A 22,900-nucleotide genomic window follows, 5' to 3' on the forward strand; every position below is an offset into this window, starting at 1 on the left:
CAAGGGCTGGGAGAACAAGGACGAGCACGGCTCGGACTACGGCTCGGACAACGGCTCCGACAAGGGCTGGGAGAACAAGGACGAGCACGGCTCCGAGTACGGCTCGGACGAGCGCGGCGGTTACGGCAAGGACGAGCGCGGCTCGGACGAGCGTGACTGGGACAAGGAGCGCGAGTTCGTCTACTACGGCGAAGCCAAGGTCGACAAGGACGCCAAGCCGGGTCGCTACGAGCTCAAGGGCTCCTGCGGCGAGGGCGAGCTCGTCGTGCTGCCGCACGGCGGTGTCGACGGTGGTGACGGTGGCGTCAGCACCGGTACCGACCGGGGCCTGGCCACCGGCGGGGCGGGCCTGCTCGGCGCTGCCGCGCTGGGCGGGATCGTGCTGATGCGTCGTCGGCGGACCGATGGTTCGCTCGTCTGACGTGACGGCGACACCGGCCGGCGGCCGTCACGGGAAACCGTGGCGTGCCGCCGGCACGGCCGTCGTCGTCACCCTGGCCATGATCGGCGCCGGCATGATCGGCGCCTCACTGAAGACAACGCCCACTCCCCGGCCGCCGCAGCCGCTGGCCCAGGCCGGCCCCGAGGCGACGGCGCCGGCGAGCACCGCCGACGATGCCGCGCCGGTCGACGGGCAGCCGGTCGGTCAGGCCGCGGCCGGGTTGGCCCGTTCGGCACCGACCAGCATCGAGATCCCCCGGATCGGTGTCGACGCGACGATCATGTCGTTGGGTACCAACCCGGACGGCACCGTTCAGGTCCCACCGCTGGACAAGGCAGACCAGGCCGGGTGGTACGAGCCCGGTGCGAGCCCGGGCGAGACGGGTAACGCGGTCATCGTCGGGCACGTGGACTCGGCGGTGCTCGGCCCGGCCGTCTTCTTCGACCTCGGCGCTCTCCTCCCCGGCGACACCGTCACCGTGCGCCGCGCCGACGGAGTGCCGGCCACCTTCACTGTCGACTCGGTGAAGTCGTACCCGAAGACGGCCTTCCCCACCGAGTTGGTCTACGGGCCGAGTGACCGGCCCAGCCTGCGGGTGGTCACCTGCGGCGGTCAGTTCGACCAGGCCGCGAAGAGCTACCCGGACAACATCGTCGTCTTCGCCACTTTGGCGGCCTGACCGGCGGCGAAACGAAACGCGGTCCGGCCGGTCGGGTCACCCCGACCGGCCGGACCGCGTCCGGCGTACCTGACTCAGGCAGCCGCGGAGGTCCGCACCAGGGTACGGATCTGACGCAGCAGCACCGACAGGGCGGCGAGGTCCGCCCGCGACTCGTCGAACTCACCCATCGCCCGTCGGGCCCGGTGGATGGAGGTGGCGTTCGACTGCTCCCACTGCTGCACCCGCTCGTGCGGCGGCAGGTCGCCCGGGGTGGAGTCGAGTACCTCCGCGGTGAGCGCGGCCAGCGCTGCGTACAGGTCGTATCGCAGCGCCATCCGAGCCAGCGTCTGCCAGCGGTCCTCCCGCGGCAGCAGGGAGATCTTCGACAGCAGCGAGTCCACCCGGAACAGGTCGGACAGCACGAAGTAGACCGAGGCCACCTCGCTGACGTCCCGCCCGCTGGCGTTCGCGGTCTCCACCACGTCCATCAGACCGAAGCTGTACATCAGCCGGGTCGCCCGCTCCGCCAGCTCGCGGGGCAGCCCACGCTCGGTCATCGAGTCCATGTGCGCGGCGATGCCCTGGCGCTCGTTGCCGTAGAACAGCTCCTCCAGCCCCGGCAGCAACCGGGTGACCCCGTCTCGCAGCCGGGCGATCTCGGCCGGCACGTCGATCGGCGAACGCCGGTTGGAGACCAGCCACCGCACCGCCCGATCGAGCAGACGACGGGTGTCCAGGTAGACGCTGGTCTGCAGCTCCGGCGCCACCTTGTTGTCCAGCGCCTCGACCGCGTCCCACAGGTCGCGCAGGCCGAACACCTCGCTGACCACCACGTACGCCCGGATCACGTCGGCCGCGCTGGCCGCCGTCTCCTCGACCACCCGGAAGATGAACGAGATGCCACCCCGGTTGATCGCCTCGTTGACCAGCACCGTGGTCACGATGTCCCGGCGCAGCCGGTGCCGGCCCATCCGGTCGGCGAACCGCTCGCGCATCGGCGTCGGGAAGTAGTTCACCAGGACGTCGGTGGTCCACTCCTCGTCGGCCAACCCCTCGGTGAGGATCTCCCGCTCCAGGACGATCTTCACGTACGCGAGCAGCACGGCGAACTCCGGCGCGGTCAGCCCGGACTCGCTGCGGACCGCCAGCTCCTCGTCCGGCGGCAGCGCCTCCAACGCGCGGTCCAACCCGCCCGAACGCTCCAGCTCGTTGATCATCCGACGGTGCACCGGGAGCAGCGAGGCGGCCTGGGCCTGGGCGTTGTTGATCGCCCGAGCCTGGTCGTAGTTGTCCCGCAGCACCAGCTCCGCGACCTCATTGGTCATCCCGGCCAGCAGCTCGTCCCGGTCGGCCATTGTCAGCTCGCCATCGGCCACCGCCGTGTTGAGCAGGATCTTGATGTTCACCTCGTGGTCGGAGGTGTCCACCCCTGCCGCGTTGTCGATGAAGTCCGTGTAGATCCGGCCACCGGTCAGCGCGTACTCGATCCGGCCGAGCTGGGTCCAGCCCAGGTTGCCGCCCTCGCCCGCCACCCGGCAGCGCAGGTTCCGCCCGTCCACCCGGATCGCGTCGTTGGACTTGTCACCCACCTCGGCGTTGGTCTGGGTGGAGGCCTTGACGTAGGTGCCGATGCCGCCGTTCCAGAAAAGGTCCACCGGGGCGGTGACGATCGCCTTCATCAGATCCTGTGGCGACAACTGCGTGACGTCGTCGTCCAGGCCGATCGCCGCCCGGACCTGCGGCGTGATCGGGATGGACTTCGCGGTACGCGGGAAGATGCCGCCACCTGCCGAGATCAGCTCCGGGTTGTAGTCCTCCCAGGAGGAACGGGGCAGGTCGAACAGCCGTCGACGCTCCGTGTACGAGGTGGCGGCGTCCGGCTCCGGGTCGAGGAAGATGTGCCGGTGGTCGAAGGCGGCCACCAGCCGGATGTGCTCGGAGAGCAGCATTCCGTTGCCGAAGACGTCGCCGGACATGTCGCCGACGCCGACCACTGTGAAGTCCTGGGTCTGGGTGTCCACCCCCAGCTCACGGAAGTGCCGCTTGACCGACTCCCAGGCGCCCCGGGCGGTGATGCCCATCTTCTTGTGGTCGTAACCGGCGGATCCGCCGGACGCGAACGCGTCGCCCATCCAGAAGTTGTGGGCCTTCGAGATCTCGTTGGCGACGTCGGAGAACGTCGCGGTGCCCTTGTCGGCCGCCACCACCAGGTACGGATCGTCGCCGTCGTGCCGGACAACGTCCTCGGGCGGCACGATCTGCCCGCTGACGATGTTGTCGGTGACGTCCAGCATCGCGCCGACGAACTCCTGGTAGCAGGCGACCGCCTCGTCCCGGTCGCCAGGCTTCTGCTTCAACACGAAGCCGCCCTTGGCGCCGACCGGCACGATCACCGTGTTCTTCACCATCTGCGCCTTGACCAGGCCCAGCACCTCGGTACGGAAGTCCTCCCGACGGTCGGACCAGCGCAACCCGCCCCGGGCCACCGGCCCGAACCGCAGGTGCACACCCTCGAAGCGCGGCGAGTAGACGAAGATCTCGAACTTCGGTCGCGGCGCGGGCAGGTCCGGAATGGCCTGCGGGTCGAGCTTGAACGCCACGTACGCCTTCGGCCGCCCGTCGGCGCGCTTCTGGTAGAAGCTGGTCCGCAGGGTCGCCTCGATCAGCGTCAGGTACGAGCGCAGGATCCGGTCCTGGTCGAGGCTCGCCACGTCGTCCAACGCGCCCCGGATCGTCTCCACCAGCTCACCGCTGCGCTGCTGCCGCTGCTCGGTGCTCGACTCGCCCGGCGCGAACCGGGTCTCGAAGAGCTCCACCAGCAACGCGGCGAGCTTCGGGTACGCGATGAAGGTCTGCTCCATGTAGTCCTGCGAGAAGACAGTGCCGGCCTGCCGCAGGTACTTCGCGTACGCCCGGAGCACCACCACCTGCCGCCAGGTCAGCCCGCCGCGCAGCACCAGCTCGTTGAACCGGTCCACCTCGGCCTCGCCGCGCCAGGCTGCCGCGAAGGCGTTCTCCACGTGCGGGCGCACCTCGGCCAGCTCGTGATGCCCCTCGGGCAGCATGAGGCCGAAGTCGTACAGGTAGACCCGGCCGTCGATGCGGTCCACCTCGTACGGGTGCTCGTCGACCACCCGTACGCCGAGCGAGTGCAGCACCGGCAGCACGGCGGAGAGCATCATCGGCTCGCCGTACCGGTAGACCTTGAACCGGACGTCCATGGCCTCGGCGAGGTCCGCGCCTGGCACCCGGGTGCCCGGTCGGGGCGCGAGCTGCTTGCGGAACAGGTGCATCTCCAGCTGGCCGGGCTCCTCGAGCAGCTCCAGCTTCGCCAGGTCCTTCATCGCCTCGTACGGCGTGTGCCCGTCCTTGTAGCCCTCCGGGAACGCGTCGGCGTACCGGGTGAACAGGTGCTTGGCCTGCTCGTCGCCGAGCTTGCGCTCCAGCACCAACCGGTAGTCGTCGTCCCAGAGTCGGGTGGCGTCGGCCAGCTCCTCGGCGAGCAGGTCGGCGTCGATGTCGCCGGGTGGCCGCGTCGGGTCGGTACGAACGATGAAGTGCACCCGGGCCAGCATCGACTCGGTGACGCGGGTGGTGTAGTCCACCCCGACACCGTTCAGCTCACGCAGCAGGATGTCCTGCATGCGCAGCCGGTTCTGAGTGGTGAACCGGTCCCGGGGCAGGTAGATCAGGCAGGAGATGAACCGCCCGTACGCGTCCCGACGCAGGAACACCCGCAGCTGCCGGCGGCCGGCCATCCGCAGCACGCCGACGACAGCGTGGTACAGGTCGTCGGTCTTGATCTGGAACAGCTCGTCGCGCGGGTAGGTCTCCAGGATCTGGATCAGATCCTTGCCCGAGTGGCTGCGCTGGCTCAGGCCGGAGCGGTCCAGCACCTCGGCCACCTTGCGGCGTACCACCGGCAGCTCGCGGACGCTGGTCCGGTAGGCGGCCGTCGAGAACAGGCCCAGGAAGCGCCGCTCACCGATCACGTCACCGGCGGAGTTGAAGATCTTGAAGCCGATGTAGTCCAGGTACGCCGAGCGGTGCACTGTGGCACGGGAGTTGGCCTTGGTGATGATCAGCAGGCGCTTCTCCAGCACCTTCTCGTGCGCCTCGGGCGTCATCGAGGACAGCGACCGCGCATCCGGCGAATCGGAGCGCAGGATGCCCAGACCGGTGCCGAGCACCGCCTCCAACGCCTTGCCGTCGACCGGGTCGGCGGCGTCGCCGCCGTCGGCGTCCACCAACCGGTACTCGCGGTAGCCGAGGAAGGTGAAGTGGTCCTGGGCGAGCCACCGCAGCAGCTCCACCGAGTCGGTGATGTCCTTTTCCGGCACCGGTGGGCGGTTGTCGGAGGTACGGGCGGACGCCAACTCGTCGGCGAGCGCGAGGGCACGCTGACGCATCTTCGGCCAGTCCTCCACCGCCTCCCGCACGTCGGTGAGCACCCGCTGCAACTCGCGGCGCAACCGGTCCCGTTCGGCAGCGTCCCGGACCGGGTCGATCTCGATCCGCATCCAGCTCTCGATGATGTCGCCGGCGATCGCGTCGTCCGGTTCCACATCCGCGGAGACCTCGGTGAGCCGGCCCAGCGGCTCCCGCCGCACCACCACCAGCGGGTGCACCAGCAGGTGCACGTCGAGGTGGTACGAGTTGAGCAGGGCCGTCACAGAGTCGACCAGGAACGGCATGTCGTCAGTGACGATCTCGACGACCGTGTGGTGCTGGTCGGCGTGCGGTTCGTGGATCCGCAGCTTCAACTCGCCCGGCACCCGCTGCTGGGCGAGATCCCGGTGCGCCCGGGCCGCGTCGAGCATCTCTTCCGCCGTGAAGCCGACCAGCTCCTCGTCCGGGGCGAACCGCCAGAAACGGCCGACAAGTGTCGCCGCGTCGTGGTCGTCCCCGGCGAGCGCGACGGCCTGGGCCACCAGGCGCTCCGCGTTGGGGACTGGTTCGTCGAGCTCGGCGTCCTCCACGTCGTCGGCCAGCGCCTCGGCTGGCAGACCCAGATCGTAGATGGTGTCGATGCTCGACCCGGTCAGCCCGGTGACTCCCGTGTCGAGTCGGCCGTAGCCGTCCCCGTCGGTCGCCGAATCGAAGCTGTCATCGTCCCGGCCGGAGTCATCCTGCCGGAGGTCGGGTTCCGGTTTGATCGCCGGACGCCGGTCCATCGGTGCCACTCCCCTCGACCCACCGCGTTGTGGGTCACTCTGCCGCCCAGCCTAGGCCCTGCCGTTGTGCGCCTTCGTCGGCGGACCACTGGCCAGACGTCCGGATCGGGACTTTGTCCTTTCACCCGTTGCGGGTCCGAGGTTGGCCGGCTGCGGGATACCCCGCCACGCGATGTTCATCACACGGGCGCGGCCCGTCTTTGGGCGCGGCCGAGCGCCGGGGGGACGTTGGGGACGGCGTTCCCGTACTACCGTGCGAGGGCAGTCCGAGATCGGAAGGACCAGCTTCATGCCCTTGTCGTACCCTCGGCCCCACCGGCCGAACCCCGCCCGCCGGCTCGCCGCCGCCGTCACCACGGCGCTGCTCGCGGCGGGTGTCCTGGTCGGTTGTTCCGGTGACGACGGGCCGCAGCGCACCGTCGACGCCTTCCTGGCGGGCTGGCGTAGCGGTGACCTCCAGGCGGTCGGTCTGATCGACCCGCTCGGCTCGAAACTGCCGTCGGCCGACGTGGCGCGCGAGATCAAGGACCTCTCCGGTGAGCTCGCGGCCACCCCACCCAAGTTGACGCGTCGCGGCGAGCCGAAGATCACGAAGGACATCGCCACCACGACAGTCCAGGTGGAGTGGGCCCTGCCCGGTCAGGCCCGCTGGGCGTACGACCGGGAGGTGCGGCTCGCCCACGGCGACGACGACCAGTGGCAGGTGATCTGGGAGCCGACTGTGGTGCACGAGCAGCTCGCCAAGGGCGACCGGTTGGCGCTGCGGCGCGACCCCGGTGCCCGCGCCGCGGTGTTGGACAACGCCGGAAAGCCGCTGGTGACCCCGCGCCCGGTGGTCCGGGTGGGTGTGCAGCCCAACGGGGTCACCGACCTCAAGAAGCTCGTCAAGGACCTCGACGCGGCGTTCAAGGCCATTCGCCCGGCGCTGGTCCCCGGCGTCGACCTGGCCGACCTGCCCGACCGGGTGGCAAAGGCCGAGCCGGGCGCATTCGTCGAGGTGGTGTCGCTCCGCGAGGAGGCGTACCGGCAGATCAAGCCCCGGATCTACGACCTGCCCGGCACCAAGTTCGTCTCCGACAAGATCGACCTGGCGCCCACCCGCGAGTTCGCCCGTGCCCTGCTCGGCTCTGTCGACCCGGCGCAGGCCGACGACCTCGCCGCACACCCCGACCGGTACGTCGTCGGTGATCTGGTCGGGCACGGCGGGCTACAGGGCCGCTACGACGAACGACTGCGCGGCGGCCCCGGGCTGACAGTGGTGGTCGAGCGTCCGGCCGAGGGCGGCAAACTCGAACCCACCGGCGCCGAACTGTTCCGCCGGGAGCCGCAGCCCGGGCAGGCGCTGAAGACCACGCTGGACGTCGCCGTGCAGAACGCGGCCGACGGGGCACTGCGCGCCGAGTCGCGCCGGTCCGCCCTGGTGGCGGTCCGGATCAGCGACGGCGCCGTGCTCGCCGCCGCGAACGGCCCCGGTCCGGCCGGGCAGAATCTGGCCTTCGACGCCCAGGTGCCTCCGGGCTCCACCTTCAAGATGGTCAGCACGCTGGGCCTGCTGGACCGGGGCGCGGTCACGCTGGACGGGCCGGTGGACTGCAAGAAGACCTTCACCGTGGACGGCCGGTCCTTCAAGAACTCGGACAACTTCGAGCTCGGCTCGGTGCCGTTCCGCACCGACTTCGCCAAGTCCTGCAACACGGCGTTCGCCGCGCTGGCCCCGAAGCTCGGCGGCGACGGGCTGGCCGCCGCCGGTCGCTCGCTGGGCCTGGAGGGTCAGTGGGACCTCGGCATGGACGCCTTCACCGGCAAGGTCTCGACGGGCGGCAGCCTGGCCGAGCAGGCCGCCGCGTCGTTCGGGCAGGGCACCACGCTGGTCAGCCCGCTCGCCATGGCCGGCGCCACCGCCGCCGTCGCCCGCGGCCGCTTCGAGCAGCCGAAGCTGCTGCTCGACCCGGCGCCGGCCAAGCCGGCACAGGCAGGCGAGCAGCTCAAGCCGGAGTCCGTCGCGGCGCTGCGCACGATGATGCGCGAGGTGGTCACCGCCGGCACCGGCAGCGCGCTCAAGGATGTGCCGGGTGAGGTGTACGGCAAGACCGGCACCGCCGAGTACGACGACAACCCGGCGCACACCCACGCCTGGTTCGTCGGCTGGCGGGGCGACGTGGCGTTCGCCGTGTTCGTGGAGAAGGGCGGGGCCAGCACCGCCTCGGCAGTCCCGATGGCCGAGCGCTTCCTCCGCGCCCTCCCCACCCCCTGACCCACCCGTCCGGGACTCCGCCGGGCGTCCGGCCGTTGCCCGGGGCCGTCCGCGGGCCCGCCGGACGTCCGGCCGCTGCCCGGGGCCGTCCGGAGGCCCGCCGGACGTCCGGCTACTGCCCCGGGGCCAACGCCCGGCCTTGATCGACTCGGTTTCGCTAAAACTGCGGTGTCCGAGCCACCCCGGATTCACTGACCCCGAGTGGATCAAGACCAGGAGGCCGAGGGACGGGTCAGGCAGTGTCGGCTTCGCGCCTTTCGGGCGGGTTCTGCGTCGACGGGGCGGTGCGTCGGAGGAGACCTGGGCCGGCCGACGCCGGCGGGCCGACCGGTTCGCGCTCGACAAGGGGCGCGACACTGGCCGCGATGCCCGACGGCTCGGAGTGGACCCGTCCGCCCGTGCCGGGTGGCTCCCCCTCGGCCGGGACGTCGTACGGCCCCGCGCTCACTGACGAACCCACGCCGGGGACACCGACGCCGGCAGACCCGACATCGGCAGACCCGAGCCCGGCAGGCCCGACGTCGGCGGGGTCATTGTCAGCGGGTTCGATGCCAGCCGGGAATTCAAGCCGCGCAACCCGCTCAGCGCGGTCGAGCCCGTCAAGCCCGGCAAGCCCGTCGAGCCGCTCGGCACGGTCGGGACGCTCGGCACGGTCGAGCCGCTCGGGACGCTCGGCACGGTCGGGACGCTCGGCACGGTCGAGCCGCTCGGTGGCGGTCGCAGCCCGGCCGTTGCCGCGTCGCGGGGAGGGCGTGGGCCGGGCCGACAGCAGTCGGGGCGGCACCGCTTCCGGGGCGGTCACCGGTGCCAGACCGGCGACCACTGTGTTGACGATCTCGGCCGCGTACGAGCCGTCCGGGTCGTAGTCGGGGTCGAAGACGGTCAGCTCCACGCCGAGGCAGTGCGGGGTGTCGACCAGGCCGGCGAGCAGGATCTCCAGCTCGGCGAAGGCGATTCCACCCGGGTCGGGGGCGTCCACGGCGGGCATCACCGCCGGGTCGAGCACGTCCACGTCGATGTGCACCCAGTAGCCCGCGCAGTCGGCGAGTTGCTCGTGCGCCCACTGGGCCGTCCGGGCGGCGCCCTCGGCGCGCAGGGCCGGCACCGGTCGGGTGGTGATCCCGGCGGCCTGAAGGTCGAGCCGGTACTCGTCCTGGGCACGGATGCCGAGCACCACCACGTCGATGTCGCGGAAGTAGGGCCGGCGGCCCTCCAGCGCGGCCAGGTCGGCCTGCCCTCGACCGGTGACCAGGGCCAGGTCCTCACCGGCGGCAGCGCCGACGTAGGAGGCGTTGCCGGGGTGCCGGAAGTCGGAGTGCCCGTCGACGAAGACCAGCCCGATCCGCCCTCCGACGGCCTCGCCGAGGCGGTGCATGGCCAGGGCCGAGCCGAGGAGCACTGAGCAGTCGCCGCCGAGCACCACCGGGAACTCGCCCCGGTCGATGATCGAGCCGATGCGTTCGGCGAGGGCCAACGAGTAGTCGGCGATCTCCCGGGCGTGGCACACCCCGTCGCCGGGTCGCCAGTCGCCCGGGTCGTACCGGGCGGGGGTGACGCAGCCGGCGTCGCGGGCGCGGAGCCGGGCCAGCAGGTCGTGGTCGCGCAGCGCCCCGGGCGCCTTGGCGCAACCCGGGACCGACGTTGACGTCGGCGGCCGTAGACCGAGATTTGTCGGCGCGTCGAGGACGGCGATCCGGCGCATCGTGAGCTCCCGTCCTCGGTGGTCGGGCGGGCCGGCCGGAACGCCGGCCCGCGCTGGCGTGCTACGAACTCAGAACAGGGCGCTGGCCAGGGCCCGACGCGCCGAGGCGACCGCCGGATCGTCCGGGCCGGCAATGGAGAAGAGCGAGACGAGGTGCTGGCGGACCGTCTCACGGTCCTCACCGGCGGTGCGCCGGACCAGACCGACGAGCCGCGCGTACGCCTGCTCGGCCAGGCCGCTGAGCACCTCGATGTCGGCGGCCAACAGCTGGGCGGCGACGTCGTCGGGGGCGCTCTCGGCGGCGGCCAGCGCGGTGGACGGGTCGGCGCCGGCCACCCGGCGGGCCACCCCGACCTGGGCCAGCCCCGCCGTGGCCGCGGCGTCCGCCGGGGCGTCGGCGAGGATCTTCCGGTACGCCTGTTCGGCGGCGTCCAGGTCGCCGCTCATCAGCGCGTCGTCCGCCTCGTCGAGCCGGGGGTCCTCCGGCTCGGCGACGCTCACGCCACCGGCCTTGAGCACGGCCTGGATCCACTGCCGCAGCTGAGCCTCGGGAACCACTCCGGAGAAGGCGTCGACCGGCTGGCCGCCGACGACCGCGTAGACCATGGGGATGCCCTGCACGCGGAACATCTGGGCGATTCGGGGATTTTCCTGCACGTCGACCCGGGCCAGCACCCAGGTGCCGCCGCCCTCGGCGTTCAGCCGCTCCAGGACCGGGGCGAACTCGTCGCTCTCCGGGAAGCCGGCCGCACCGAAGAACACGACGACGGGCGTGGCCATCGAGCGTTCGAGCACGTCGGACTGAATTGTCGCCTCGGTGACGTCCACGATGGCGGTGTCACCGCCGGCGGTGGGCGCGCCGGGGGCGCCGTTGGACGGGCCGCTCTGTGGGGGCGTGCCGGGGCGGGTACTTGCTGGTGCGGGGCCACGCAGCGTGCTGAGGTCGACCGCGCCGCGGGTGAAGATCGACGAGGTGATCCGTGGGTCGCTCATGGTTACCTAGTCTCGCACGTGAGCCCCCGATCTCAGCTCACCCGCAACCCCGACGTTGCAACTCTCACGCCCCGCCCCCACCCCCCCGATCTTGCACATTCTGTCGCCGGTACGCCACATTTATGCCTTATGCCAGCACCGAAACTGCAAGATCGACGGGGTGGGGGGGTGGCGGGCAGGGTTAGAAGCGGGCTGGTTCGCGGTAGGTGCCCCACTCGGCCCGCAGGGCGTCGCAGATCTCGCCCAGGGTCGCCTCGGCGCGGACCGCGTCGAGCATGGCGGGGATCATGTTCTCGTCGGTGCGGCTCGCCTCGATCATCCGGGTCACCGCCGCGCGGACGGCCGACTCGTCCCGCGCGGTCTTGCGCTCGGCGAGCACCCGACGCTGCTCCAGCTCCACCTCGTGTGAGATGCGCAGGATCTCCAGCTCCTTGGCGACGGTGCCGGTGTGGCAGTTGACCCCGACGATCTTCTTGTCGCCCTTCTCGAGGGCCTGCTGGTAGACGAAGGCCGACTCGGCGATGTGCCCGGTGAACCAGCCGTCCTCGATGCCGCGCAGGATGCCCGAGGTCATCGGGCCGATCTGGTGTGGCCCGTCCCCGCCGAGCTGCCGGATCCGGGCGAAGATCTCCTCCGCCTCGGCCTCGATCTTGTCGGTCAACGCCTCCACGTACCAGGAGCCGCCGAGCGGGTCGGCCACGTTGACCACACCGGTCTCCTCCATCAACACCTGCTGGGTACGCAGGGCGATCTCGGCCGACTCGTCGGTGGGCAGCGCCAGGGTCTCGTCCAGTGCGTTGGTGTGCAGTGAGTTCGTGCCGCCGAGCACCGCCGCGAGAGCCTCGACGGCGGTGCGTACGACGTTGTTTACCGGCTGCTGCGCTGTCAGCGACACACCGGCGGTCTGCGTGTGGAACCGCAGCCACAGGGCCTTCTCGCTGGTCGCGCCGTAGACGTCACGCAGCCAGCGGGCCCAGATCCGGCGGGCGGCACGGAACTTGGCGATCTCCTCGAAGAAGTCGAGGTGCGAGTCGAAGAAGAAGCTCAGCCCCGGCGCGAAGACGTTCACGTCGAGCCCACGCGAGAGACCCAGCTCGACGTAGCCGAAGCCGTCCGCCAGGGTGTACGCCAGCTCCTGCGCAGCGGTCGAGCCGGCCTCACGAATGTGGTAGCCGGAGACCGACAGCGGCTTGTAGCGCGGGATCTCCCGGGCGCAGTACTCCATCAGGTCGCCGATCAGGCGCAGGTGCGGCTCCGGGTCGAAGAGCCACTCCTTCTGCGCGATGTACTCCTTGAAGATGTCGGTCTGCAGGGTGCCGTCCAGCTTGGACAGGTCGGCGCCCTGCCGCTCGGCGGCGACCAGGTACATGCAGAACACCGGCACGGCCGGACCGGAGATGGTCATCGAGGTGGTCACGCCGGCCAGGTCGATGCCGTCGAAGAGCGCCTGCATGTCGGTGGCGGTGTCGATGGCAACGCCGCAGTGGCCGACCTCGCCGAGCGCCTGCGGGTCGTCCGAGTCGCGACCCATCAGCGTCGGCATGTCGAACGCAACCGAGAGCCCGCCGCCGCCGGCGCCGAGGATCATCTTGTAGCGCTCGTTGGTCTGCTGGGCGTTGCCGAAGCCGGCGAACTGCCGGATCGTCCAGGTCCGACCCCGGTAGCCGGTCGGATACAAACCCCGGGTGTACGGGTACTCGCCCGGCCAACCAATCCTTTCGAAGCCCGGATAGGTGGCACCCTCCGGTGGCCCGTACACCGGCTCCACCGGCATCCCGGAGAGTGTGGTGAAGTCCGCGTCCCGCTTGCGCGCGGCGTCGTACCGGGCCTGCCAGCGCGCCCGTCCGGCGTCGATCTCGTCGGCGTCCATGAGCAGGGCTCCTCCTCGGGTCCTCGACTGCACGTCGAGTGTAAGGCCCCTACCTGAACGATCGCTAAGTCAGCCCGTACCGACGAGTAACGGCGAGCGCCCGCATCGATCATAGAGTTGTGGTGGTGCACAAATCCCGCAACCGGGGCCAAAATGGCCACCACGACTGCATGATCGACGGGGGAACTGGGTCAGATCGCGCAACGCACCGGTCAGGCGGGGGGCACGGTGGGGGTTTCGCTGATCGCCAGGTCGTCGACCCGGATGTTGACCTCATCGACCCGCATTCCGAACGCCTCGACCGCCTCGGTCACTCGAGCGCGCACCTGACCGCTGACCTCTGCCACCTGTCGACCGGCCTCGATCACCAACACCAGGTTGACCACGGCCGCGTCCCCGGTCACGTGGGCCGAACAACCCCGACGGGCGTCACCCACCTGGTCCAGCCCGACCCGGTCGAGAACCGCGTTGAAGAACCGGGCGACGTCTCCACCCAAGTCGGCCACACCGGGCACCGCGCGGGCCGCCGCGACGGCGATCTTCTCGATCACCTCGTCGGCGACCTGCGTCGTCCCGCCGGCCGGCACCGACGCCCTGCTCAGCTCCTGCGTTGCTTCCAGGTCCACAGTCGCTCCTGCTCCTCACACCACCGAGTCAACCGTCAGGCTGTTGGGCAGCTACGTCTCAGGCTCCGGCTGCCGCGCCCGGCTGGTTCAGCTCGATGTCGTCCACAGTGACGTTGACCTGGGTGACAGTCAGGCCGTACTTCTCCACCGCTTCGATCACCGCGGCCCGCACCGCCTCGGTCACGTCGGCCACGACGTGCCCGGCGTCGATCACCAGGACCACGTTGATGACGGCCGAGCTGCCCTTCACGTCGGCCGACACGCCCCGCCGAGCGTCGCCCACCTCGTCCAGGCCGATCTTGTCCAGCACGCTGTTGAAGAAACGGGAGACATCGCCGCCGAGGTCGGCGACACCGGGCACGGCACGAGCGGCCGCACCGGCGATCTTCTCCACGACCTCGTCGGAAACCGACGTGACACCCCGGGCCGCGCCCGTGGCGGGCTGCACTGCGCCGGCGTTCTCCACCGCGTCCGTCATGATCACATCTCCCCTGGTCCCGTGCACTGTGGACCGACCCGCTCGTCAGCCCGCTTCGCGGAAGCCCCGCTTGCGGCCACGCGCGGCGAGCCTACTAAAACCAGAGCGACCTTCGCTTGTGGGCGTGCGGCGCGCACGAGCGACGGCGTCGGTCCGCACCGGACAGTGCCGATCGGGTTCGTCCAGGTGGACACGCCGGCCGGCGGGTCGCCGGGTCAGCGCGCGAGCTGGGCGAGCAACTCGTCCGCTGCCGTGTACGGATCGGTAGCGCCCTCGGCAACCTTGGTGGCGAGCGTGGCCAACTCCGTACCGTCGCGCAGTGAGCCGATCCGGGAGCGGAGGGTACCGAGCGCGATCGCCTCGATCTCGGCGGCGGCCCGCGCCTCCTGGCGGCGGCGCAGCTCGCCGTGCTCGACCAGCCAGCCCCGGTGCTTGTCGATGGCGGCGGCGATGTCGTCGATGCCCTCGCCCCGCGCGGCGACCGACCGGACCACCTGGGGCCGCCACTGCCCCGGCCCGCGCTCACCGAGCGCGATCATGCCCTGGATGTCACGGACTGTGGCGTCGACGCCGTCCCGGTCCGCCTTGTTGACCACGAACACGTCAGCGATCTCCAGGATGCCGGCCTTGACCGCCTGGATCGCGTCGCCCATCCCGGGTGCGAGCAGCACCAGCGTCGTGTCGGCGAGCGAGGCGACCTCCACCTCGGCCTGCCCGACGCCGACCGTCTCCACCAGCACCACGTCACAGCCGGCGCCCTCCAGCACCCGGACCGCCTGCGGCGTGGCCGCGGCCAGCCCGCCGAGGTGGCCCCGGCTGGACATCGACCGGATGTAGACGCCCGGATCGGTGGCGTGGTCCTGCATCCGCACCCGGTCACCGAGGATCGCTCCGCCGGTGAACGGGCTGGACGGGTCGACAGCCAGCACACCCACCCGGTGCCCGCGCGCCCGCAGCGCGCGGACCAGCTCGTTCGTGGTGGTCGACTTACCCACCCCGGGTGAACCGGTCAGCCCGACCACCTGGGCCTGCCCGGCGTACGGCGCCAGCGCCGCGGCGATCTCCGGCAACAGCGCGTCACCGTTCTCCACCAACGTGATCAGGCGAGCCACCGCCCGGGGGTCGCCGGTGCGGGCCCGCTCGACAAGCAGCGGTACGTCCCGGCTGCGGCGCACCGACGTGGTGCCCGCTGCCGGGACGTGCTCAGTCTCGCTCACTGCGCCATCCCCGTTCGCGACCGCGGGGCTCGCAAGACCGGCTCACTCCTCGCGCTCACTGGCTGGTCTCGGCCTTGCCCGGCACGTGGATGATCAGCGCGTCGCCCTGGCCGCCGCCGCCACACAGCGCGGCCGCACCGGTGCCACCGCCGCGCCGCTTCAGCTCCAGGGCGAGGGTGAGTACGAGACGCGCGCCGGACATGCCGATCGGGTGCCCCAGCGCGATCGCGCCGCCGTTGACGTTGACCTTCTCCGGGCTGATCCCGAGGTCCCGGGTGGACTGGACGCCGACCTGCGCGAACGCCTCGTTGATCTCGATGAGGTCCAGGTCCGCGACGCTCAGGCCACCCTTCTTCAGGGCGTGGTTGATCGCGTTGGACGGCTGCGAGTGCAGGGAGTTGTCCGGGCCCGCCACGTTGCCGTGCGCACCGATCTCGGCCAGCCAGGTCAGCCCCAGCTCCTTCGCCTTGGCCTTGCTCATCACGAGCACCGCGGCGGCGCCGTCGGAGATCGGCGACGAGCTGCCGGCGGTGATGGTGCCGTCCTTGGCGAAGGCGGGGCGCAGCTTGGCCAGTGACTCGACTGTGGTGTCCGGACGGATGCCCTCGTCCTCGGTGATCACCAGCGGGTCACCCTTGCGCTGCGGGATGACCACCGGGGCGATCTCGTCGGCGAAGTGGCCGTTCTTCTGCGCGGCGGCAGCCCGCTGGTGGCTGGCGGCGGCGAAGGCGTCCTGCTCCTCGCGGGAGATGCCGTGCTTGGCACCGAGCCGCTCGGTCGACTCGCCCATCGAGCAGCAGTCCCAGGCGTCGCTGAGCCCGTCGTGTGCCATGTGGTCCTTGACCACCACGTCGCCGTACTTGTAGCCGGTGCGCTGGCCCATCAGCAGGTGCGGGGCGTTGGTCATCGACTCCATGCCGCCGGCCACCACGATGTCGAACTCGCCGGCGCGGATCAGCTGGTCGGCCAGGGCGATCGCGTCCAGGCCGGAGAGGCAGACCTTGTTGATGGTCAGCGCCGGCACCGACATCGGCACGCCGGCTTCGACCGCCGCCTGCCGAGCCGGGATCTGACCGGTGCCGGCCTGCAACACCTGGCCCATGATCACGTACTGGACCTGGTCCGGGCTGACGCCGGCACGCTCCAGCGCCGCCTTGATGGCGATTCCGCCGAGCTTCGTGGCCGGGAGGTCCTTGAGGTTGCCCAGCAGCCGGCCCATCGGGGTCCGCGCGCCGCTGACGATCACCGAAGCCATGCCTGCCTCCGAAGGGGGTGCCGAGCTGTACGCCTTAACGATTGTTCGGCCAGACTAGCGCCATGGCAGAGAACTCCCCCGTCGAGCCCGGTGCGGACTACGTCACAGACATCGGACTTCGCAAGATTGACCACGTCGGGATCGCCGTGGCCGACCTGGACGCCGCGATCGACTTCTACCAGCGGACGTTCGGGATGCGCTGCGTTCACGTGGAGACCAACACCGAGCAGGGCGTCCGGGAAGCGATGCTGGCCGTCGGGCCGACCACCGAGGGTGGCTGCGTGCAGTTGCTCGCCCCGCTCACCCCGGAGTCGACGATCGCGAAGTTCCTGGACCGCAACGGGCCGGGCGTGCAGCAGGTCGCGTACACGGTGGTGGACATCGACGCGGCCTGCGCGGCGCTACGCGAGCGCGGCATGCGCCTTCTCTACGACGCTCCGAGGCGTGGCACCGCGGACAGCCGGATCAACTTCGTCCACCCCAAGGACGCCGGTGGCGTCCTCGTCGAACTGGTCCAACCCGCCCCCACCCCCCACTGACCCCACCCCTGCCCCGCCCATCCACCCCCTGGTTGATCACGAGGTTTGCGTCATCCCGCGCCCCGCAGGTGACCGAAAGCTCTTGATCAACCAGGGGGTGGTGGCCGTCGGGGCCCTGGTGCGCGCACGTCAGTGCGCGGTTGGCGGGCTGGTTGGACACCTTCACGCATCGGCGGATGCAGTTTTTCACAGAGGACTTCCCGGCCTAGCTACCGTTCAGTAACGTCCGGCCCCACAGGAGCGCGACCGGTGCCGGATGTGTCGAATGCCGACATGGCGGTCGTGCCCCACCGGCGCCGACGATGGCAGCACCCGGGCCCGTGCGGGTGCGGATGAACCGGAGGTCACCGTGCAGGACATCCTCGAAGCGATCATGGCGGCGGAGGAATCGAACGATCCGGACCGCGAACTCGCCGGCCTCGCCGGGCTGCCCGTACCGGAGAGCTACCGGGGCGTGGTGGTCCGCGCCGAGGAAGCCCGGATGTTCGACGGCATGGCCACCCGGGACAAGGACCCACGCAAGGCCCTGCACGTGCAGGAGGTGCCGACGCCGGAGCTGGCGCCGGGCGAGGCGCTGATCGCGGTGATGGCCAGCGCGATCAACTACAACACGGTGTGGACCAGCATCTTCGAGCCGCTGCCCACCTTCAAGTTCCTGGAGCGCTACGGCCGGGTCTCCGAGCTGACCCGCCGGCACGACCTGCCGTACCACGTGGTCGGCTCGGACGCGGCCGGCGTGGTGCTGCGCACCGGCCCCGGGGTGACCCGCTGGGCCCCCGGCGACGAGGTTGTCGCGCACTGCCTCTCCGTCGAGTTGGAGGACGCGGCCGGGCACGACGACACGATGCTCGACCCGCAACAGCGGATCTGGGGCTTCGAGACCAACTTCGGCGGGCTGGCCGAGCTGGCGGTGGTCAAGGCCAACCAGCTGATGCCCAAGCCACGGCACCTGAGCTGGGAGGAGGCGGCCAGTCCCGGGCTGGTCAACTCCACCGCGTACCGGCAGCTCGTCTCGCACCACGGCGCCAACATGAAGCAGGGCGATGTCGTGCTGATCTGGGGCGCCTCCGGCGGCCTCGGTGGGTACGCCACCCAGATGGCACTCAACGGCGGCGCGATTCCAGTCTGCGTGGTGTCCTCGCCGGAGAAGGCCGAGCTGTGCCGCCGGATGGGCGCGGAGCTGGTCATCGACCGGGCCGCGGAGGGCTTCCGCTTCTGGAAGGACGAGGAGACCCAGGACCCGGACGAGTGGCGGCGCTTCGGCGAACGGATTCGCGAGCTGACCAGCGGCGAGGACCCGGACATCGTGTTCGAGCACCCGGGCCGGGAGACGTTCGGCGCCAGCGTCTACGTGGCCCGGCGCGGTGGGACCATCGTCACCTGCGCCTCCACGAGCGGCTTCCTGCACCAGTACGACAACCGCTACCTGTGGATGCACCTCAAGCGGATCGTGGGCAGCCACTTCGCCAACTACCACGAGGCGTGGCAGGCCAACCGCCTGGTCGCGCTCGGCAAGGTGCACCCGACGGTGTCCCGCACCTACCCGCTGGAGCAGACCGGCCAGGCCGCGTACGAGGTGCACCGCAACGCCCACCAGGGCAAGGTCGGCGTGCGCTGCCTCGCGCCCACCGACGGACTGGGCGTACGTGACGGGGAGTTGCGGGCCCGGCACGAGGACGCGATCAACCGGTTCCGGGGTCACTGACCGGCACCGCCGGCCCGGGGTGACTGACCGGCACCGCCGGCCCGGGGTGACTGACCGGCACCGCCGGCCCGGGGTGACTGACCGGCACCGCCGGCCCGGGGTCGTCGACCGGCATCCGGAGCGCCGAGGCGGGTCCCGGCCGGACGGTGGAACGCTGGATGACCATTGCGCTGATCGCTCATTGTTCTTCCGCCCCCATTAGCGGATAAGCCACCCGGATCGAACAAAGGGCCTCGGGGTAACCCCGGGGCCCTTTTCCGCGTCACGCTGCGTGGCGTCCGACCCGCCAGGACCTGCCAAGATCGCCGATTGGTCCAACCTCGCCGATCGCGGGAGTTGACCATGTAAAGAGGGCACGAAAGCTTCGCACCGCTCTTGCGAAGCACCCTGGGGCGTCTGCCAGTATGTCCCAATGCCCCAGCAGCAGTCCTCCCCTCTCGCGTTCTTCGATAACGCGAACTCGCAGCCAGATTTCACCGTTGGCCTGCGCGGATACAACACCCATCAGGTCGACGACTTCCTCGGCCGGATGACCGCCGCGCTGACCCAGTCCGAGCAGGCCCGTGCCGAGGCCGAGCAGCGGATGAACGACGCCCAGCGTCGGCTCCGCCAGGCCGAGCAGCGCATGAGTGCGCTGGAGCAGAAGCTCACCGACACGAACAAGCAGCTCGAAGAGAACAGCCGGCCCACCCTCTCCGGGCTGGGCACGCGCGTCGAGCAGATCCTCCGGCTCGCCGAGGAGCAGGCCAACGACCACCGCAACGAGGCCAAGCGCGAGTCGGAGGGCATCCTCTCCGCCGCCCGCCTCGAGGCTCGCGAGATCACCGACAAGGCCCGCGCCGAGGCCGCCGCCATGAAGGCGAGCGCCGAGCGCGAGGCGGGCAACCTGCGTACGGCCGCCGAGCGCGAAGCCGCCGAGGTCCGGGTGCAGGCTCGCCGCGAGGCCGACACGCTGCGCGCCGACGCCGACCGGGAGACCAAGCAGCTACGTACGGTCACCGCGCACGAGGTGGCCGAGCTGAAGTCGACAGTCGAGCGGGAGGTCGCCACCCTGCGGGCCACCGCCGAGCGGGAGATCACCCAGCAGCGGGCGAAGGCCGCCCGCGAGGCTGAGGAGAAGCGCGCCGAGGCGACCAAGCTGCTCACCGACGCGCGGGACAAGCGCGACAAGGACCTGCAGGCCCTGGAGCTCCAGCTGGCCGAGCGGCGGGAGAAGGCCGAGCGCGAGGAGTCCGAGCGGCACGCCGCCCAGGTCGCGCAGACGCAGAAGATGGTCAGCGAGGCCGAGCAGCGTGCGCGGGCCGCGCAGGAGCGGGCCAAGGAGATCGAGCAGCGCGCCGAGGCGCGGCGGGTCGAGTCGGAGCGCAACGCCGCCGAGACGGTCGACAAGGCCAAGGCCCACTCGGAGAAGACCCTCAACGAGGCGAAGGCCGAGTCGCAGCGCCTGCTCACCGAGGCTCGCACCGAGGCGGAGCTGACCACGCAGGCCGCCCGCCGCGAGGTCGAGGACCTCACCCGACAGAAGGACGCTGTCACGTCGCAGCTGGGTCAGATGCTCTCCGGCCTCGCCGGCATCGTCCCGGGAATGCCGGCGCAGGCCGCTCCGGCTGCCAAGCCGGAAGCAGCAAAGAAGACCGATGGTGGTCAGGAGCGGGTGCCCGCGGAGACCGCCGGCTGACGCGAGGCGTCAGGTAGGGGCATCGACGGCGCGAGGTGACACCGGGTAACCGGTGCCACCTCGCGCCGTATGCGTTTCCTAACCCCTGGTATTCGTTGACCGCAACGGAGTGAAGTAGCTCCCACAAGGCCCGTCCGTATCGCCCCAGCAGGGCCCGTTGCGTGTGAGGATGGGGGCATGTCGCACGGCGAGGAACTGTTCGCTCTCGGCGGGGACGTGACGACGGAGCCCAGCTTCGAGTCCGCTCTGCGGGGGTACGAGAAGAAACAGGTCGACCGTTATGTCGCACGTGCTGAGCACGAGATCGCGACCCTCGCCTCCGAACGGGAACAGGCGTATACACAGATCCACAAGCTCGCCGGCCAGGTCGAGGTTCTCCAGCGCGACCTGACCCAGGTGCGCAAGCAGATGAACGTGGTCGACCGGGCGTCCTTCCGGCACCTCGGCCCGCGGGTCGAGTCGATCCTCACTCTCGCCGAGGAGCAGGCGGAGCAGATCCTCGGCGACGCGAACGGGGAGATCGAGGCCCGTCGTGCCGCGGCCGAGCACATCATCGAGGAGGCCCGCGAGCAGGCCGCGCGGGCTCTGAAGGACTTCGAGATCGCCCTCGCCGCCCGACGTGCGGAGGAGGAGCGGCACAGCGCCGCACAGCGGGCCGAGGCGGACGCGGCCCTGCGGTCGGCCAAGGACGAGTCGGCGCAGTTGCGCAAGGCCGCACAGGACGCTCTGGCGAAGGCCCAGCAGGAGGCCACCCAGCTGCGGGATTCCGCCAAGGAGATCCACACCCGGGCCCAGCAGGAGGCCACCAAGCTGCGCGAGACGGCCCGCGAGACGCTGGCCAACGCCCGGCAGGAGGCCAGCGATCTGCGCGATGCCGCCAAGGAGGTGCATGCCAAGGCACTCCAGGAGGCCAAGCGGCTCACCGACACCGCGACCGAAGCCGGGCGGGCCACCCATGCCAAGGCGCAGCAGGAGGCCAAGCAGATCATCGACGACGCGTCGATGGCCGGGCGGGCCACCCGCGCCAAGGCGCAGCAGGAGGCCGAGCGGCTGACGACGCAGGCCACCGAGTCGGCGAAGCGCAGCCGGGCCGAGACCGAGGCGTACGTGCAGCGCATGCGCACCGAGACCGAGGCGTACGTGCAGCACACCCGGGCGCAGACCCAGCAGGAGCTGGGCGCGTGGCGGGCCGGTGTGGAGCAGGAGGTCAACTCCCGTCGGGAGGCGGCCGACCGGGAGTTGGCGCAGCGGCGGTCCGCGGCCGAGCAGGAGTTCGCCAAGCGCCGCGACGAGTTGGACAAGCAACACGCGGCGCGCCAGCAGGAGTTGGAGGCCGGGCTCGCCAGCCGTCAGCAGGAGCTGGAGAGCGGGTTCACCACCCGTCGGGACGAGCTGGAAACCGAATACTCCACTCGGAAGAACGAGCTGGAGACCGAGTACACGGCTCGCAAGAACGAGATCGAGCAGGGCGCGGCCGGCGTCCGTCAGGCGGCCGAGCAGGATGCGGCGGGGCTGCGCCAGCGTTCCGAGGCGGAGGCCGCCGAGCTGCTGAGCCAGGCCGAGGCCGAGGCCAGCGACAAGCGCCGCAAGGCCGACGAGCATGTCGCGGCGTCCCGGCGGCAGTTCGAGGAGTACGCGGCCACCACGCAGCAGCACCTGGCCACAACCCAGCAGCACCTGGCGGCGACCCAGCAGGAGTCGGCGGCGGGCCGTCAGCAGTTGGCCCAGGTGATGTTGGAGATCGCCCAGGCCCAGCAGCAGTTGGCGGATCTGCGGCAGGAGACCTGGAAGGCGCGGCAGGAGTCCGACGAGTTCCAGCGTCAGATGTCCGAGCTGCGGTTGCAGAGTGTCGCCGGTCCGATCGACGGCCCGACCGCGCCGGCCGGCGACGCCAGCGCGAGCGAGGGCGTGCCCGGTGGTGGCGACGACGGCGTGAGCGTTGCCGCCGGCGCGGCCTCCGGGTCGGGTACGGGCACCGGGCTGAAGACTGAGCCCGCCGACACCAGGCAGCCGGTGAACGCCGGTGCGGACGAGTCCGGGCAGTCCACGACGCGGCCGGTGGCCGAGCCGATGACCACAGTGGACGGTGGGTTGGCGAGCGCCGGGGTGGACGGGGAGCCGACAGTGGCCGCCGTTCCGGGCGAGGGCGGCCGGGGCGCCAAGCCCACCAAGATCACTAGCACCGGTGAGAACGGCAAGCGACCCACCAAGCCGACCACCGACGAGCGCAGCGCCAAGCCCAGCAAGGTCACCATCGAGAAGGAGTGACGGGCACCCCGCCCGTCGAAGCTTCGAAATCTTGGACA

Annotated in this window: 14 protein-coding genes and 2 pseudogenes; 7 read left to right on the forward strand and 9 right to left on the reverse strand. The window is 70.8% G+C overall.

Going from position 1 to position 22,900, the window contains the following annotated elements; all coding sequences use genetic code 11:
• Together AB0C20_RS13195 and AB0C20_RS13200 are read left to right on the forward strand one after the other, a co-directional pair.
• Positions 1-421 (forward strand): annotated as a pseudogene (locus AB0C20_RS13195) (hypothetical protein); the annotation flags it as partial.
• A gap of 1 nt (position 422) precedes the next feature.
• Positions 423-1,121, forward strand: coding sequence for a class F sortase (locus tag AB0C20_RS13200; RefSeq protein WP_357568036.1), 699 nt, complete (start codon positions 423-425; stop codon positions 1,119-1,121).
• A 74-nt stretch (positions 1,122-1,195) separates the two neighbouring features.
• Here the strand turns inward: AB0C20_RS13200 and AB0C20_RS13205 are convergent, their stop codons facing one another.
• Positions 1,196-6,277 carry an NAD-glutamate dehydrogenase gene (locus AB0C20_RS13205; protein WP_357568037.1) on the reverse strand — a complete coding sequence of 1,694 codons (5,082 nt, stop codon included), beginning with the start codon at positions 6,275-6,277 and terminating at the stop codon, positions 1,196-1,198.
• Positions 6,278-6,566: 289 nt separating this feature from the next.
• Between AB0C20_RS13205 and AB0C20_RS13210 the strand changes: the two genes are divergently transcribed.
• Positions 6,567-8,531 (forward strand): penicillin-binding transpeptidase domain-containing protein, encoded by a 1,965-nt coding sequence (locus AB0C20_RS13210; RefSeq protein ID WP_357568038.1) that lies wholly within the window; start codon positions 6,567-6,569, stop codon positions 8,529-8,531.
• Positions 8,532-9,267: 736 nt separating this feature from the next.
• Here the strand turns inward: AB0C20_RS13210 and AB0C20_RS13215 are convergent.
• The 7 genes and pseudogenes from AB0C20_RS13215 to AB0C20_RS13245 form a co-directional block, all read right to left on the reverse strand.
• Positions 9,268-10,233: pseudogene (locus tag AB0C20_RS13215) on the reverse strand (arginase family protein); the annotation flags it as partial.
• 69 nt (positions 10,234-10,302) lie between these two features.
• Positions 10,303-11,226 carry a tetratricopeptide repeat protein gene (locus AB0C20_RS13220; protein WP_357568040.1) on the reverse strand — a complete coding sequence of 308 codons (924 nt, stop codon included), beginning with the start codon at positions 11,224-11,226 and terminating at the stop codon, positions 10,303-10,305.
• A gap of 181 nt (positions 11,227-11,407) precedes the next feature.
• The gene (locus AB0C20_RS13225) at positions 11,408-13,096 is read right to left on the reverse strand and encodes a methylmalonyl-CoA mutase family protein (protein ID WP_357184929.1); all 1,689 of its coding nucleotides are present in this window, start codon (positions 13,094-13,096) and stop codon (positions 11,408-11,410) included.
• 212 nt (positions 13,097-13,308) lie between these two features.
• Positions 13,309-13,722 carry an Asp23/Gls24 family envelope stress response protein gene (locus tag AB0C20_RS13230; RefSeq protein WP_357184926.1) on the reverse strand — a complete coding sequence of 138 codons (414 nt, stop codon included), beginning with the start codon at positions 13,720-13,722 and terminating at the stop codon, positions 13,309-13,311.
• A 58-nt stretch (positions 13,723-13,780) separates the two neighbouring features.
• On the reverse strand, positions 13,781-14,200 hold the full coding sequence (locus AB0C20_RS13235; RefSeq protein WP_112621678.1) for an Asp23/Gls24 family envelope stress response protein: 420 nt from the start codon (positions 14,198-14,200) through the stop codon (positions 13,781-13,783).
• A 215-nt stretch (positions 14,201-14,415) separates the two neighbouring features.
• Positions 14,416-15,417, reverse strand: a complete 1,002-nt coding sequence (meaB, locus tag AB0C20_RS13240; RefSeq protein ID WP_357184921.1) for a methylmalonyl Co-A mutase-associated GTPase MeaB — start codon at positions 15,415-15,417, stop codon at positions 14,416-14,418.
• A gap of 55 nt (positions 15,418-15,472) precedes the next feature.
• Complete coding sequence (locus tag AB0C20_RS13245) at positions 15,473-16,672, reverse strand: acetyl-CoA C-acetyltransferase (RefSeq protein ID WP_328652378.1); 1,200 nt, start codon at positions 16,670-16,672, stop codon at positions 15,473-15,475.
• Between the two features lie 62 nt (positions 16,673-16,734).
• Between AB0C20_RS13245 and mce the strand changes: the two genes are divergently transcribed.
• Both mce and ccrA read left to right on the forward strand, forming a co-directional pair.
• Positions 16,735-17,211, forward strand: a complete 477-nt coding sequence (gene mce, locus AB0C20_RS13250) for a methylmalonyl-CoA epimerase (RefSeq protein ID WP_112621592.1) — start codon at positions 16,735-16,737, stop codon at positions 17,209-17,211.
• Between the two features lie 349 nt (positions 17,212-17,560).
• Positions 17,561-18,916: a crotonyl-CoA carboxylase/reductase gene (ccrA, locus tag AB0C20_RS13255; protein ID WP_238677326.1), complete on the forward strand. Its 1,356-nt coding sequence runs from the start codon at positions 17,561-17,563 to the stop codon at positions 18,914-18,916.
• Here ccrA and AB0C20_RS13260 read toward each other — a convergent pair.
• Positions 18,894-19,082 (reverse strand): hypothetical protein, encoded by a 189-nt coding sequence (locus AB0C20_RS13260; protein ID WP_357568041.1) that lies wholly within the window; start codon positions 19,080-19,082, stop codon positions 18,894-18,896. The genes ccrA and AB0C20_RS13260 overlap by 23 nt on opposite strands.
• A 246-nt stretch (positions 19,083-19,328) precedes the next feature.
• Here AB0C20_RS13260 and AB0C20_RS13265 point away from each other — a divergent pair, with 246 nt between their 5' ends.
• Together AB0C20_RS13265 and AB0C20_RS13270 are read left to right on the forward strand one after the other, a co-directional pair.
• Positions 19,329-20,594, forward strand: a complete 1,266-nt coding sequence (locus AB0C20_RS13265) for a DivIVA domain-containing protein (protein WP_091405818.1) — start codon at positions 19,329-19,331, stop codon at positions 20,592-20,594.
• A 177-nt stretch (positions 20,595-20,771) separates the two neighbouring features.
• On the forward strand, positions 20,772-22,862 hold the full coding sequence (locus AB0C20_RS13270) for a hypothetical protein (RefSeq protein ID WP_357184916.1): 2,091 nt from the start codon (positions 20,772-20,774) through the stop codon (positions 22,860-22,862).
• Positions 22,863-22,900: the final 38 nt, after the last annotated feature.

This window comes from Micromonospora sp. NPDC048843 (assembly GCF_040649965.1).
GTDB classification, from domain to species: Bacteria; Actinomycetota; Actinomycetes; order Mycobacteriales; family Micromonosporaceae; genus Micromonospora; species Micromonospora hortensis.

What these genes read in the sequence shown, in the direction of transcription:
- AB0C20_RS13205 (WP_357568037.1), bottom strand. Translation starts at nt 6,277, where the DNA reads ATGGACCGGCGTCCGGCGATCAAACCGGAACCCGACCTCCGGCAGGAT.
- AB0C20_RS13210 (WP_357568038.1), top strand. Translation starts at nt 6,567, where the DNA reads ATGCCCTTGTCGTACCCTCGGCCCCACCGGCCGAACCCCGCCCGCCGG.
- AB0C20_RS13220 (WP_357568040.1), bottom strand. Translation starts at nt 11,226, where the DNA reads ATGAGCGACCCACGGATCACCTCGTCGATCTTCACCCGCGGCGCGGTC.
- AB0C20_RS13225 (WP_357184929.1), bottom strand. Translation starts at nt 13,096, where the DNA reads ATGGACGCCGACGAGATCGACGCCGGACGGGCGCGCTGGCAGGCCCGG.
- AB0C20_RS13235 (WP_112621678.1), bottom strand. Translation starts at nt 14,200, where the DNA reads ATGACGGACGCGGTGGAGAACGCCGGCGCAGTGCAGCCCGCCACGGGC.
- AB0C20_RS13245 (WP_328652378.1), bottom strand. Translation starts at nt 16,672, where the DNA reads ATGGCTTCGGTGATCGTCAGCGGCGCGCGGACCCCGATGGGCCGGCTG.
- mce (WP_112621592.1), top strand. Translation starts at nt 16,735, where the DNA reads ATGGCAGAGAACTCCCCCGTCGAGCCCGGTGCGGACTACGTCACAGAC.
- AB0C20_RS13260 (WP_357568041.1), bottom strand. Translation starts at nt 19,082, where the DNA reads ATGGTCATCCAGCGTTCCACCGTCCGGCCGGGACCCGCCTCGGCGCTC.
- AB0C20_RS13265 (WP_091405818.1), top strand. Translation starts at nt 19,329, where the DNA reads ATGCCCCAGCAGCAGTCCTCCCCTCTCGCGTTCTTCGATAACGCGAAC.
- AB0C20_RS13270 (WP_357184916.1), top strand. Translation starts at nt 20,772, where the DNA reads ATGTCGCACGGCGAGGAACTGTTCGCTCTCGGCGGGGACGTGACGACG.